Below are 13,522 nucleotides of genomic sequence, written 5' to 3' on the forward strand. Positions count from 1 at the left end.
CCTCACCTGCCCTTCACCACCGCCCGGAGGTCGGAGTACGGCTTCAACACTAAGTCCTTCGAAACAATCACCCGCAGCGGCCAACCCGGCCGCACCGTGATCGTCGGCTGCACGTCGAGTTCGCGCTCCACCAGGCGCTGGCCGGCGCGATTGGTCGTTTGCTGGGTGCTTTCCCGCAGAGCTTTCACAAGATCGCTCTCATCGTTGCCGATCGATAGCTGGGTCCCCACCCCGATCAGGGTCGCCAGGGCCACGCCTTTGAGCAACTGCCAAGTATGGAAATCCACCTGGTCCTCGAGCCCGGCGTAGCCTGCAACATCTGTAGCCGGAAGGTTCTCGATCACGATCGAGTTGCCGTTGGGCAAGATGAGCCGGCTCCAGACGACCAGCGCCCGCTTCTGACCAAAGGCGACGACGCTATCGTACTTGCCCACAATTCTCGTCCCCTGCGGGATCAAGAGATGCTCGCCCGTCACCGTGTCGTAGACGTTCTCGGTGACCTGACCGATCGTGGCGCCAGGCAGATCCGAATTCAGCCCCGTGACCAAGCTCGCCGGAATGATCGCTCCCGCCATCACCGCATAGGTAGATGGCGCCGGTTTGAGGGCATGAGGATTGGTGGTCTCCGTGTCGGCTTTGGCGCCCAGGAGGCCAGTTTTCGCGCCTGCGCCGAGGGAATGATCTCGCTGGATCGATCGATCATAGCCTGCGCCGTCTTTGCAAGGTCCGCAGCGGACGGCCCCATGTCGGACGTTGAAGGCCGGAATGCGGACGGAGCGACGGCTGGCACTTCGGTCGTCGCCGCCTGCTTCCGCTTGTCCTGCTTCTCCGACAGGCGAAAGAACAAGCCCGATTCCTTCGCCTGTTGTGCGATCCGCGTTTGCCGAATCCGCTCGGCCCGTTCAGCATCCTCCTCCGGATTGGTCCGGAAGCCCGCGTCCGACGCGACGCCGGCCTTCTTCTCGTTCTCTGCAAAGGCCCGGCCGATGTCCCCAGGTGACGGCGGTCCAAGCCGCGGCGTCGAGGACGGCATTTCCTCATAGGATTTTGGCAGCTTGCTCAAGCCCTCGGCGGTCTGCTTGCGGTCGGTATTGTAGAGCTCCGCCCGCTCCGACTGCTTGAAGGAATTGGGTCGGAGCGCAATGAGTATCGCCCCGCCGACGAACAACGCCGCGACGGCGCAGCCGATCATGAGGGCGCGCCTGTTGAGGCGTCGAACGGGCCGCGGACGCGCTCGCAGTTCCAACGGCTCCGGATCCTGATCCAATCCTGTCGTCATGAGGCACTCCCGGTGCTGAACACCTGCGACACCGGTCGCGCGTCTATGCGTATGATCCGGACAATGCGCTGCGGATCTTCACCAAGGCGAAGCTCGGCGGCGCCGAACATCCGGTCGACGATGTAGTAGGAACCGCGGACCCGGTAGTTGACGAGGTTCGGCCGGCCATCCGCTCCCGAGACGAACAAGGGCGGCGCCTCCCCTTGCGACAGGCCTGATGGCATCTGGATATAGACCTTGCGGCCGTCGTCGAAGGCGCGCACCGGACGCCAGGGTGGATCATCTCCTTCAATCCGATAGCGGAAATTCAGGCTATCGAGCCTTACGCCGCGGTCGGCGATCCGCTCCTCGCTTTCCTGGGCGACGGCGTTCTGCTTGTGGAGCGCGACGAGCGTATCGGTCGGGTAGGTCCATGAGATGGACGCCATATAGGTCTGCTTCGTCGAGACGAGCTCGAGGTGATAGGCCCGCCGATCAGTCAGGACCACGAGGTTGGTCTGGATATCCGGCAGCGTCGGTTTGACCAGAATGTGCACGCGCCGGGAGTTGCCCTGCCCGCTCGAAGTATCACCGACCACCCAGCGAACAGTATCGCCGGTGGAGACGTCGATCAGCTCCTCGCCCGGCTGGAGCGCAATGGTCGAGACTTTTTCCGGGCTTGCATAGAGCCGATAGAGCGCACCTTCCGTCCAGGGGTAGACCTGGATGGCGTTGATGTATCCGGCGCGCGTCGGCTCCATCCGCGCCGCCTTGTTCGCCTTCGCGATCGCCTGCTCCGGCGGCAGTTTTTCTTCCTTGGCGGCCTTTGTTGGAATGGGCTTCAACTGGCCGGGCAATGGTAGGACTTTGGGCGTTTCGACGACCTGCACCGGCGCCGGCGGATCGGTCTCTGGAAGTGCCTTCTCGAAGGTCATCTCGTCATAGGGTGCTTCGAGATTAAGTTTGGTGGCGCATCCTGCAAGCCCAAGCGAGAAGGCAAGGACGCTGGCCGACGCGAGCTTGGTGTGGGCTTTGGAATTCATTTGGCGTCTCCGATGGGGTCGCGCGACCAGTTGAGGGAATGGACGTAGAGACCGAGAGGGTTCTTCCGCAGCGTTTCGACATCCGCGGGCGGCTTGAGAACCGTGGTGACGAGACCGGTGAAGCGCTCTGTCTTTGCGATCGAGCCGTTCTCGTAGGTGTTCTCTTTCCAACGGATCTCCAAGCTGTCGCTCGAGGCACGCACCACGGATGTAACTTCAGCGGTCACGGTCTTGGAGCCGATCTTCGTGAACGGGTCGGCTTCCCGCGCGTAGTCGTTCAAAGCCTGCGCGCCGCGATCGGTGACGAAGTCGTACGCATGCAGCCAGTTCGCCCGGACGATGACCGGATCGATGGAAAGGGAGCGAACGTTCTCGATGAACCGCGCAAGAAAGTGTGCGATTTGCGCGTCGGATGGCTGGTACGCTTCGAGCGCCGGCCCGACTGCTCGGACTTCACCGAGCCGATCGACCTCGACCACGTAGGGAACGACACCCGAGCGGGCGATCTGGGTGAAGATCGTCAATCCGAGGACACCGGACAGGCCGATGGCTGCCAGCGCCGCCAGCCGCCAATTGCTGGCCTGAACACGAGCGGACCCTAACCGCTCATCCCAGACCTGAGCTGCCTTCTGATAGGGCGTGACCGGCTCTGGCGTCTCGCCATAGCGAACGGACACGCGCTGAAAGGGATGACTGGTCATATCCTATTCCTCCCCCAACTTCGGACCGGAAGATTGCCCGCCTTTGTCACCCTCTTTCAGGGTGTGAGCCGCGACTTGGGCCGCTTCCCTCGCGTGTCCGCGACCTGACGACCCCGCCGGACGCCCGGCGCCTGACGCAGTTGCTCCGTTGGTTGCGCCGCCAGTGCCCGCACTCGCTAGCTGATCGGTTGAGGCCCGGGCTGATGCGGCGGCACCGGAAGACGCACCCGTGAGCGATGCTGCGGAGCGAACCGCAGTCATTGAACCGCCCGCGGCAAGGCGTAAGCCTCCCGCGGCCGCCGCGCCGCCGCCGATCACGACCGCCGCCGCACCCGCCATCGTTCCGGCGGCCGCACCGGCGCCTAGCTGGGGCGCTCCCGAGACCAATCCCGCCGCGATTCCCGGGCCGAAGATGCCAAGGCCAAACAGCGAAAGCGCCGCCAGCAACAAGCTCATCGCCGAGACGATGTCGACCGGCCGCGTCAAAGTGCTTGCAAGCTGACCAAAGATGGTCGAGCCGATCCCGATGATGATCGCGAGGACCATCACCTTGACCCCTGAGGCGACCACGTTGCCGAGGGTCTTCTCCGCAAGGAATGCGGTCTTTCCCCACAGGGCGAACGGCACGAGAATAAAGCTTGCAAGCGTCGTCAGCTTGAATTCGATCAACGTCACGAAGAGCTGCACCGAGAGGACGAAGAACGCGAGCACGATCAGGATCCAGCAGAACAGCAGGATCAGAATCGTCGGCAGGTTGGTCAGTACGTCGAAGCCCGAGAATTGCCCGGTCTCCTCCAGAAGAGGATGCGCGGCCGTAAAGCCGGCAGAGGCGACAAAGCCCGGCCGAGCCAGGTCGGTGGCACTTAAGCTCCCGCCCGACGCCTTCAGGCCGATGCTCGAGAACGACGCGAAGACGATATCGGCGAGGCTCTTGAAGTTGCCGATAATGAAGGCGAAAGCGCCGACATAGAGCACCTTCTTGGCAAGCGTGACCATGATGTGGTCGTCCGCGCGCATGCTCCAGGCAAGCCCTGCGAGCGTCAGGTCGATGCCGATCAGCGTTGAGCTCAAGAACGAGACATCGCCGGACAGAAGACCAAATCCGGAGTCGATGTAGTGCGAGAACGTCTCGGTGAAGCGGTCAATGACGGAGAGATCTGCCATGGGCCCCTCCTACTTGCCGCTGGTGTAGGCATGGCCGTCACCGATGAAGCGGTTAAACCGCTCCTTCGCAGCCGCTGACGACGCCTGTTGTTCGGCCGCGCGCAGCGCGTCCGCGCGCGCCTGGGTCGCCAGCAGTGCCTGAGTCTGCAACGACTGCTTGATCTGTAGGCCGAGCAGTTCGTTGCCGGACTGTTGGGCCTGCAACGAGCCGACCGCGGCGGACGAATTCGCCATCAACGTTCGAAGCGTCTGGCCATCCTGGTCTAGAGAGCTGACGATCGCCGACTGGATGGCAAGCGACTGCTTCAGTCCGTCGTAGCTGTTATCCCAGCGCGACGTCGCGTCCAGAACCATCTTGTCGGACGAGGTGGCCGCCGCATATTGGCGAGGATACAGGCGCTCAAAATCCTGCTGGGTCTTCTGAACGTCGAATGAGAGGTTTTTAGCCTGAGCAATCAAGCCATTCATCTGAGTGATGGTCGAAGTGAGCTGACCGGCCACGCTCGTGGGCAAGCTCGCGAGATGCTTGGACTGATTGAGCAGCGACTGCGCCTGGTTTTCCAGGCTCCTGATCTGATTGTTGATTTGTTCAAGAGCACGTGCGGCAGTCAGTAGATTTTGACTGTAGTTCGTCGGATCGAAGACGATATCGAACGCTCCGAGCCGTCGCGACCCGTTCACGGCAATGACGAAAGATAGTAGCGTCGTGATGACAATTCTTGAGGTTGTACCCATAAGCGCGCGGCCGATACGTTCGAGCATGGAAGACTCCGGTGATTGAGGTTGAGGTCAGGCCTCGTGGGCTTGTTCGAAGGTGCTGATGAGATTGGCTGCCGAGTGCAGACCGCGTTCGGCGAGGTAGCGTTCGGCGAAATGGTGAGGGCCGGTGCGGGCCAGGACCGCGTCAACGGCTCGTTGATCTTCCGGCGAGGATGCTCCGACGAGCGCGAGGGCGACTGGTCCGAGGCCTAGCTCGAACAGGCGATTGCCGGCACGGGACTGCAGATAGTAGTCACGCTTGGGGAAGGCTTCCGCGATCAGGCGTACCTGGGTGTCGTTCAATCCAAACCGGCGATAGGTCTCGGTCTGGGTCGGCTCCAGCGCACGGGGGTTCGGTAGGAATATGCGACTCGGACAGGATTCGATGATCGCGGGCGCAATCTGACTGTCGGCGATATCGGCAAGTGACTGGGTCGCGAAAATGACGGCCACGTTCTTCTTGCGCAGCGTCTTCAGCCATTCGCGAATCCGGCTCGCAAACAAAGGGGCATCCAGAAACACCCAGGCTTCATCCAGCACCAGCAAGGTGGGCCGCCCGTCGAAGCGGTTTTTAAGGGTGTGGAAGAGATAGGTCAGCACCGGTGCCACCAGGCCTGGTAATGCCATCAATTCTTCCATCTCAAAGGTCAGGACGTCTGCACCGGAAAGACGGTCGGCGTCTGCATCCAGGAAACGGCCGTACGGTCCTTCCAGCGTGTAAGGCTGCAGCGCCTGCCGCAGGGCGTCGCGGGCAAGCAGCGCCACGAGCCCGGTCATCGTCCGCTGCGAGACGGGCGCAGACCCGAGGCTCCTTAGCGCCGACCAGAGCGTCTCCTTGACGTCGGGTGTCACGGTCACGCGCTCATGGGCGAGCACGCCACAGAGCCAGTCCAGCGCCCAGAGTCTCGCTCCCTCCTCCGCCACGTCCTTGAGCGGCTGAAAGGCGATACCGCCCTTTGCACCCAGCTCATACCAGGATCCCGACAACGCGAGCGTGGTGACCCGTGCCGACCGGCCCTTGTCAAACGTGATCAATTGGGCGCTTGGGTAGCGGCGGAATTGAAGCGCGAGCATTGAAAGCAGGACCGACTTGCCCGCTCCCGTAGGACCGACAATGATGGTGTGCCCGACGTCGCCGGCATGAAGCGACAATCGAAACGGGGTCGCTCCCTTGGTCTTGGCGATCAGCAGCGGCGGGCCATCAAGGTGCTCGCACCGTTCCGGTCCGGCCCATACTGCCGATAAGGGGCACATATGGGCGCTGTTCAGCGTGTGAACGATCGGCTGGCGAATGTTGGCATAGGCTTGGCCCGGCAGACCGCCGAGCCAGGCTTCTACAGCGTTGACGCTCTCGCGGATGGCTGTGAAGCCACGGCTATTGGTCACCCGCTCGACGGCGCGGATCTTCTCGTCCGCTTGATGCGAGTCCTCGTCGCTGACGGTGACAGTCGTGGTGATATAGCCGAAGGCAACCAGATCGTCGCCAAGCTCGGAGAGCGCCGCGTCGGCGTCGAGAGCCTTGTTGCTGGCGTCGGTGTCGAGCAGCGCCGCCTGCTCGTTGAACATGACCTCTTTGAGGATCGCTGCAAGCGACTTCCGCTTGGCAAACCACTGCCGCCGGTAACGCGACAGCGTCGCGTTTGCCTGCGTGCGATCCAGCGGAATGAACCGGGTCGCCCAGCGGTAGGCGACGCCAAGCCGGTTCAGTTCGTCAAGCAAGCCGGGAAAGGTGACGTGCGGAAACCCAAGGACGGTCAACGCGCGCAGATGGCTCCGCCCGATCGCCGGTGACAATCCCCCGGTCAACGGCTCGTCGCTCAGGAAACAATCGAGATAGGCCGGAATCTTGGGAACGCTGACGGGATGACGCTTGGTCGAGACGCAGCTATGGAGATAGGTCAATGTCTCCGCATCGTTGAGAGGCCAGATCTCCGGTAGAACCGACGAAAGCAAATCGATCGCCCGGTCGGTTTCCTGGATGAACCTTTGGAGATGATCGCGATACCCTGGCTCGTCGCTGCCAAACCTTCGTTGGCTCTTAGTCTCGCTCTCACGAACGTCGCCCTGTGCTGCATTCTCGCTTCGATCAGCATCGGCGGTCGATTGATCCCGACGAATGCGCCGACCTCTTCTGGTCGCGCGATCCTTCTCCGTCGGACGCTCAAGGAACAGGCCCTCGAGGCGCGAGATCCGCTCGGCCGGCGGCAAGTACATCAGTGTCAGATGCAGCACACTCTCGAAATGCTGCCCGCCAGGGCGTGACGGATCCTCCCATGCCACCCCAGCGGCGCCTTCAAAGGCGGCCCTCCGCTCTTCATCCACCAGCCAGGACACCGGATCTGGGAATTCCGACCTCGGATATTCGGAAGCCGGAATGCGCGTGGCATCGAAGAAGAGCGCCCAGCCCGAGCCAAAGCGCTTTAGAACGTTGTTGACGCGAGATACGACGCTCATCAGTTCGGCCTCGGTCGCGCTGTCGAGGTCAGGCCCGCGGTAGCGTATCGTCCGTTGGAAGCTGCCGTCCTTGTTGAGGACGACGCCTGGCGCGACCAGGCATGCCCAAGGCAGCCAATCGGCCAGCCGATAGGCGTTGCCGCGGAATTCTCTCAAGTTCAGCATGCGAGCCGTCCCTTGTGCTTGGTGTGACGGATGGCGACTTCGACGAAGGCCGGGTCGCGTTTTGCGAGCCAAACGGCCGTGCTGTGGCCGATGACCCAAAGCATGAGGCCTGCGAGCCAAAGGCGCAGGCCGAGCGCCAGCACGGCCGAGAGGGTCCCGATCAGGATGGCGGCGGCACGCGGGGCGCCGCCAATCAGGATGGGTTCTGTCAACGAGCGGTGGAGCACGAGTTCAAAACCATCGGGGCGCATCAGATCAGCGCTCCGCCACCGAACGAGAAGAACGAAAGGAAGAAGGAACTCGCAGCGAAGGCGATCGAGAGGCCAAATACGACCTGGACCATCTTGCGGAATCCACCGGAGGTGTCGCCGAAGGCCAGCGATATGCCGGTGACCGTGATGATGATGACGGCAACGATCTTGGCGACGGGCCCCTGCACGGATTCCAGGACACGTTCGAGCGGTGCTTCCCACGGCATGCCCGAACCCGCGGCGTGTGCCGCCGTGACGCTGAGGAGCACGCAAGCCGAGGCCACGCCGAGCTCGATCCAAGGCAATCCGCCGATCGAACGGAAGCCGCGAAGGCGCGAACGCACGTTTAGACGCAGTCGAATGGACATATTACAGTCTCCTTCAGGTCAGGGGCGATGGGACGTGTTTGGAAGTCCGGGCGGGGTCTCGAGCAGGTAGTCCCCTGACGGATCGAGGCCTTTGAGCTCGGCGACAGTCTCGATGCGCCGGGCCGGCCCTCGCCCCTTGATGAAGACGATCAGGTCGATCGCTTCGGCAATGAGCCGACGCGGCACGGTTGCGACCGCTTCCTGAATGAGCTGCTCGATCCGATAGAGCGCCGCTCGTGCCGAGTTGGCGTGAACTGTGGCAATTCCGCCGGGATGACCCGTATTCCACGCCTTCAGCATGTCGAGGGCTTCAGCACCTCTGACCTCTCCGACGACGATGCGGTCGGGCCGCAAGCGCAGTGTAGAGCGGACGAGATCGGCAAGGCTCGCCACGCCCGGCTTGGTCCGGAGCGTCACGGCATCCTTTGCATCGCAACGCAGCTCACGGGTGTCTTCTATGATGACAACCCGCTCTTCGAGGCCAGCGATTTCCGCAAGAAGCGCATTGGCAAGCGTCGTCTTGCCCGACCCGGTGCCGCCGGCGATCAGGATGCTGCGCGCCTCGGTGACTGCGGCGGTCAGCACCTTTGCCATCAATGGCGAGGCAATCTGCGCCTTGACGTAGTCGGACAGGCGGAACGTGGTCGTTGCGGGCTTTCGGATCGCAAAGCATGGCGCGAGCGAAACCGGCGGCAGACGCCTTCAAAGCGCTCACCCGTTTCGGGGAGTTCTGCCGAGACGATCGGAGACGAACTGCTCGCTTCAGCCCGCACATGGCTGGCAACAAGCCGGATGATCCGCTCTGACTCCTGCGGCGTCAAAACGACGCCGGTATCAGCGCGGCCCGTCCCGTGCCGATCAAGCCAAAGCCTCCCATCGGGATTGACCATGACCTCGACGACATCAGGCTCTTCCAGAGCCAAGGCGATTGCAGGTCCCATCGCGGTCCGCAGCATGCCCCGGCGTCGTTCGCGGGTCTCTGGCGAGAGGAGATCAGACATTGCCGACCTCCTCTCGCCCTGCCGGAGAATGCTCCGGCGGCTCACCCGTCGCGCTCGGCGCGCGGGATCCGGTATCGCTGGGTTGGGCAGCGCCCAGAGGGGCGCCCTCCTCGAGGTTCCGCATGAAGAGGTCCGGCTTCGAGGCGCTGACGCGGTCCATGACGTCAGCGACAAGCCGGCCACCGGAGGCGACGCGTTTGCCGACCTGGGCAACAAACATCTCGAACCGCTCGCGGCCCAGCGCACGTGCTGCGTCCTGATCTTGCGACGGCAGCGGCGGGGTGATGGTCAGGTAGTAGCGGATGAAGAGCGCGATGGTCTCCGCCAGGACGCCGAGGTCGCGGTCGGCTCGTTCCAGTTGCCGGCTCATCCGGTCCAGCCTTCGGATCAGCGCCGCATCGCCGCTGGTGTCACGCTCGGGGTTGAGAAAGCGATCCAGCGCAGCATCGACAATGGCCGATTTGTTGGCTCCGGGGCGCTTCGCTGCGAGCTCTAGCCGCTGCGCCACACTTTCAGAGACATAGGCAGACAGTTTCGGTTTCATCGGGAATGCTCTTCAGAACGAGGGAAGAAGATCGTCGTCGTCGCGGGTGACGGCGTGGGCTCGGCGTACGGTGCTGGATGCGCTTGCTGCCTGCTGCATCTGGCTGCGGTCGGCTGCGACGTCGGACTCGTCGTCGAGCAATCGCTCCTCGAAGACGCGAGGCTCGTTTCACAGCGGGGGCGGCTTCGTCGAACAACGCCAATTGCTGCTTGAGGCCGCCTTCCTCGCCGCCCGTCTCAATGAGCTCGCGATATGGCAGGGTCGCGAGGCGAAGGTCGGTGGTGCGCACTTCGCCGCGCCAATCGTCAGTGCGGGCCGGCGGCCGGTCATACGCGTCGTCCGCCAAGGATGGTGGCTTGCGCAGACGGTTGACAAAGTTTGCGTCCTCATAGTGCCGCAGCTTGATCGCCCGGACCGGTGCAAGGCCCGACACCAGCACGATGGCCTGGTCGGGCGGCAGCTGCATCACTTCCCCCGGCGTCAGCAAAGGACGCGCGGTCTCCTGACGACTGACCATGACATGGCCAAGCCAGGGAGCCAGCCGATGACCGGCATAGTTGCGCTGTGCGCGTAGTTCCGTTGCGGTGCCGAGGGCGTCTGAAATCCGCTTGGCGGTGCTCTCGTCATTGGCGGCGAAGGCAATGCGGACGTGACAATTGTCCAGGATCGCGTTGTTCTCGCCATAAGCCTTTGCGATCTGGTTGAGCGACTGTGCGATCAGGTAGGCGCGGATGCCGTAGCCCGCCATGAACGCGAGCGCGCTTTCGAAGAAATCGAGCCGGCCGAGCGCGGGAAACTCATCCAGCATCATCAGGAGCTGGCGATGCTTGGGGTCACCTGCCTTGGTATTCAGCGTCTCGGTCAGCCGGCGACCGATCTGGTTGAGGATCAGCCTGATCAGCGGCTTGGTGCGGCTGATGTCCGATGGCGGAACGACGAGATAGAGCGTGACCGGCTTGTCGGCGCTCACGAGGTCGGCGATGCGCCAGTCGCAGCTTTCGGTGTTTCGGCTGACGACGGGATCGCGATAAAGCCCGAGAAAGCTCACTGCGGTCGACAGAACGCCCGAGCGTTCGTTTTCGGACTTATTTAGAAGCTCTCGTGCGGTCGCGGCGACGACGGGGTGCACTTTCGGCTCCGCCTCGGTGCCTAGGTGATTAGTTGCCAGCATGATCCTGAGCGTCTTCTCGAAGGATTGCGCGGGGTCGGCCAGGATCTCGGTGACGCGGGTGAGCGTCTTCTTCTCTTCCGCATAAAGAACGTGAAGGATGACACCGACCAACAACGAATGGCTGGTCTTTTCCCAATGGGTTCGGCGTTCGAGCGCCCCTTCGGGGTCGACCAGGATGTCGGCGATGTTCTGGACATCGCGGACTTCGGCCGCCCCTTTGCGCACCTCAAGCAGCGGATTGTAGCGGGCGCTTCGTGAGTCCGTGGGATTGAACAAGAGGCAATGCGAAAACGTCGAGCGCCAGCCGGAAGTCAATTCCCAGTTTTCGCCCTTGATGTCGTGCACCACCGCCGACGAGGTCCACGACAGCAATGTCGGCAACACCAGTCCGACGCCCTTGCCCGACCGGGTCGGCGCAAAGCACATGACGTGTTCCGGTCCATCGTGGCGCAGATAGTTGTTCTCGAGGCGCCCCAGGAAAACGCCCTTGGACGCGAACAAGCCGGCCGTCTTGATTTCCTTCGCCGTGGCCCACCGTGCCGAACCGTAAGTCGTCACCAATTGGCTTTGGCGCGCGCGCCACACCGAATTGACGATCGCAAACAGCGCGCCTGCGATGCCGCCGGCGGCGGCGATGGCTCCACCCTCCTCGAATATCTCGGGCGCATAGGCCTCGTACGCAAACCACCATTCGAACAATCGCCAAGGCAGATAGACGCGATAGCCGACGATCAAAAACCAGGGCTCACCCAGCCGCTGTTGATAGCCGAGAGCTGCGGCGGTCCATTGCGTTGCGCCCCAGGTCGACACCGCGACGATGCCGAACACGACGGCAATCTGACCGACATAGATTTTCGCTGGAAACATCCGGCTCGCCCCACTCACTCACCCCACGTGAGCGGCGCGATGAAAGGGGCCAATGCGCCTTGCGTTCAATCGAAATAAAAATCGCGTCCGGGAAGCGAGAGCAATTTCGATCAGGCGTGCGAGGGTGAGAAGGATCTGCGTCCAGTCTCGGCGAGGATGATCTAACACCTCAACAAAAGGTGAGTGACCTGCTCAAGCTGGATGACTCTTGATGCGGACAGGAGCGTGACCGAGGCAGACATGGAACAGAAGGGATTGCAGCGGGGCAAACGCTCCTACTGGAAGGGCCGGAGCGCCGATTCTGCCCTGGAACCAGGGTTAACCCTCTATTATACTCATCTTGCGAACTGAGTATAAACGCTGGACGCTGGGTTCTATCCCCCTTATACTCAATCCGCAGACTGAGTATAATTCCGGAATACGACCATGCCGGCCCCTTCTCTGGTCAGCCAGACGACCTATGCCGAGCTCTTGGAGCGTACCGCGAACGCCGCCTTCGAGGACGCGTTTGCGGACAACGGCTCGTTCACGGCCAAAAGCATCAATGGCCGCAAGTATTGGTACTTCCAGACCGGCACCGGCGCCGAGCGGTCGCAGCGCTATGTCGGGCCGGAGACGCCAGAGCTGCTGGAGCGCATTGCCCACCAACAGGAAGTTCGCGAAGACGAGCGCGAGCGCAGGGCGCTTGTGTCCACCCTTGTCCGCTCGTTCAGCTTTCCTCGCCCCATTCCCGAGATCGGCGACGTCATCGCGGCGCTCGCCAAGGTCGGCGTGTTCCGCCTTCGCGGCGTGCTCGTTGGAACGATCGCCTACCAAACCTATGCTGCCATGCTTGGCGTCCGCCTCTCCGCCGGCTCGCTCCAGACCGGCGACGTCGACATTGCCCAGTTCAGGAATGTCTCGGTGGCGGTCGAGGACTCCACGCCGCCCGTTCTGGAAGTGCTAAAGGAAGTCGACAAAACCTTTCGTCCCGTTCCTCACGTATCTGACGGCCGGCGCGTGACCAGCTATGCGGCCAAGGGCGGCTTGCGCGTCGACTTTCTCACCCCGCATCAGGGCAAGGAGACTGCTCGCCCCCAAAAGCTACCTGCCCTGAACACGGACGCCCAGCCGCTGCGCTTCCTTGATTTCCTGATCCGCGATCCCGAGCCCGCGGTCATCCTGCATGGTGCCGGCATCTACGTGCACGTGCCGGCTCCGGCACGCTATGCCGTCCACAAGCTCATCATCTCCCGCAGGCGCCCGGAGGGGCTTGCAAAGCGCGACAAGGACCTGCAGCAGTCCGAGGCGTTGCTTGCGGCCCTGGCCGAAAAGCGGCCCCATGAGCTGAAATCGGCCTGGGAGGAAGCTCACGATCGCGGTCCCAAATGGCGCCAGTTGATGCTCGAAGGGCTCGCTTTGCTTTCGGCCTCCGTTCGGGACGCGGTGCTCAAGACCATTGGCGCGCCTCGCTCGATCATTCCGGGCCTCGATCTTTCCTTCGACAATCCCCCTGCTCGCTATGACTTCAGCCGCGACGTCGTGACGTTCCAGGGAAAGGAGCTCGGCGGAACGGTCAACTGCGCAGTCAGCCGCGAAGCGCTGGACGACCATTTTGATGCCGATGGTCTCGGGCAAGAGGGCCGGGTGGAAGCATTCCTCAAGAACCGGTCGAGGATCGAGGAGATCGCTCGCGCCAAATATCTCTCCTCGCCGGTCGACGAGCCCGGCGCCGTCCTGGTCAAGACATCCGACGTCGACAGTTTCTCGACGCGACGAGCGCCCAAGAGAAAGTGA

At 62.6% G+C, this 13,522-nt stretch carries 12 protein-coding genes and 1 pseudogene; 1 reads left to right on the forward strand and 12 read right to left on the reverse strand.

Annotation, left to right across the window (positions count from 1 at the left end):
• Positions 1-2 precede the first annotated feature (2 nt).
• The 12 genes and pseudogenes from SO139_RS12285 to SO139_RS12340 all read right to left on the reverse strand — a co-directional run bounded on the left by SO139_RS12285 (position 3) and on the right by SO139_RS12340 (position 11,746).
• Positions 3-575 (reverse strand): TraB/TrbI/VirB10 family type IV secretion system protein, encoded by a 573-nt coding sequence (locus tag SO139_RS12285; protein ID WP_498540107.1) that lies wholly within the window; start codon positions 573-575, stop codon positions 3-5.
• Complete coding sequence (locus SO139_RS12290; RefSeq protein WP_498540108.1) at positions 575-1,279, reverse strand: hypothetical protein; 705 nt, start codon at positions 1,277-1,279, stop codon at positions 575-577. The genes SO139_RS12285 and SO139_RS12290 overlap by 1 nt, the downstream gene beginning before the upstream one ends.
• Positions 1,276-2,301 (reverse strand): P-type conjugative transfer protein TrbG, encoded by a 1,026-nt coding sequence (gene trbG, locus SO139_RS12295; protein WP_498540109.1) that lies wholly within the window; start codon positions 2,299-2,301, stop codon positions 1,276-1,278. The genes SO139_RS12290 and trbG overlap by 4 nt, the downstream gene beginning before the upstream one ends.
• Positions 2,298-3,002 carry a conjugal transfer protein TrbF gene (gene trbF / locus SO139_RS12300; protein WP_498540110.1) on the reverse strand — a complete coding sequence of 235 codons (705 nt, stop codon included), beginning with the start codon at positions 3,000-3,002 and terminating at the stop codon, positions 2,298-2,300. Before trbF ends, trbG begins: the two co-directional genes overlap by 4 nt.
• A 3-nt stretch (positions 3,003-3,005) precedes the next feature.
• Positions 3,006-4,166, reverse strand: a complete 1,161-nt coding sequence (gene trbL / locus SO139_RS12305; protein ID WP_498540111.1) for a P-type conjugative transfer protein TrbL — start codon at positions 4,164-4,166, stop codon at positions 3,006-3,008.
• A 9-nt stretch (positions 4,167-4,175) separates the two neighbouring features.
• Positions 4,176-4,928: a P-type conjugative transfer protein TrbJ gene (trbJ, locus tag SO139_RS12310; protein WP_498540112.1), complete on the reverse strand. Its 753-nt coding sequence runs from the start codon at positions 4,926-4,928 to the stop codon at positions 4,176-4,178.
• 27 nt (positions 4,929-4,955) lie between these two features.
• Positions 4,956-7,544 carry a conjugal transfer protein TrbE gene (gene trbE / locus SO139_RS12315; RefSeq protein ID WP_498540113.1) on the reverse strand — a complete coding sequence of 863 codons (2,589 nt, stop codon included), beginning with the start codon at positions 7,542-7,544 and terminating at the stop codon, positions 4,956-4,958.
• Positions 7,538-7,795: a VirB3 family type IV secretion system protein gene (locus SO139_RS12320; RefSeq protein WP_498540114.1), complete on the reverse strand. Its 258-nt coding sequence runs from the start codon at positions 7,793-7,795 to the stop codon at positions 7,538-7,540. Before SO139_RS12320 ends, trbE begins: the two co-directional genes overlap by 7 nt.
• The gene (locus SO139_RS12325; RefSeq protein WP_498540115.1) at positions 7,795-8,163 is read right to left on the reverse strand and encodes a TrbC/VirB2 family type IV secretion system protein; all 369 of its coding nucleotides are present in this window, start codon (positions 8,161-8,163) and stop codon (positions 7,795-7,797) included. Before SO139_RS12325 ends, SO139_RS12320 begins: the two co-directional genes overlap by 1 nt.
• An 18-nt stretch (positions 8,164-8,181) precedes the next feature.
• Positions 8,182-9,119: pseudogene (trbB, locus tag SO139_RS12330) on the reverse strand (P-type conjugative transfer ATPase TrbB).
• Between the two features lie 37 nt (positions 9,120-9,156).
• The gene (locus tag SO139_RS12335; protein WP_458149326.1) at positions 9,157-9,708 is read right to left on the reverse strand and encodes a CopG family transcriptional regulator; all 552 of its coding nucleotides are present in this window, start codon (positions 9,706-9,708) and stop codon (positions 9,157-9,159) included.
• Positions 9,677-11,746, reverse strand: a complete 2,070-nt coding sequence (locus SO139_RS12340; RefSeq protein ID WP_498540116.1) for a conjugal transfer protein TraG — start codon at positions 11,744-11,746, stop codon at positions 9,677-9,679. Before SO139_RS12340 ends, SO139_RS12335 begins: the two co-directional genes overlap by 32 nt.
• 426 nt (positions 11,747-12,172) lie before the next feature.
• Between SO139_RS12340 and SO139_RS12345 the strand changes: the two genes are divergently transcribed.
• A complete protein-coding gene (locus SO139_RS12345; RefSeq protein ID WP_498540117.1) occupies positions 12,173-13,522 on the forward strand; it encodes a GSU2403 family nucleotidyltransferase fold protein in 1,350 nt (449 codons plus the stop codon).

It is taken from the genome of Bradyrhizobium sp. UFLA05-89, assembly GCF_059803475.1.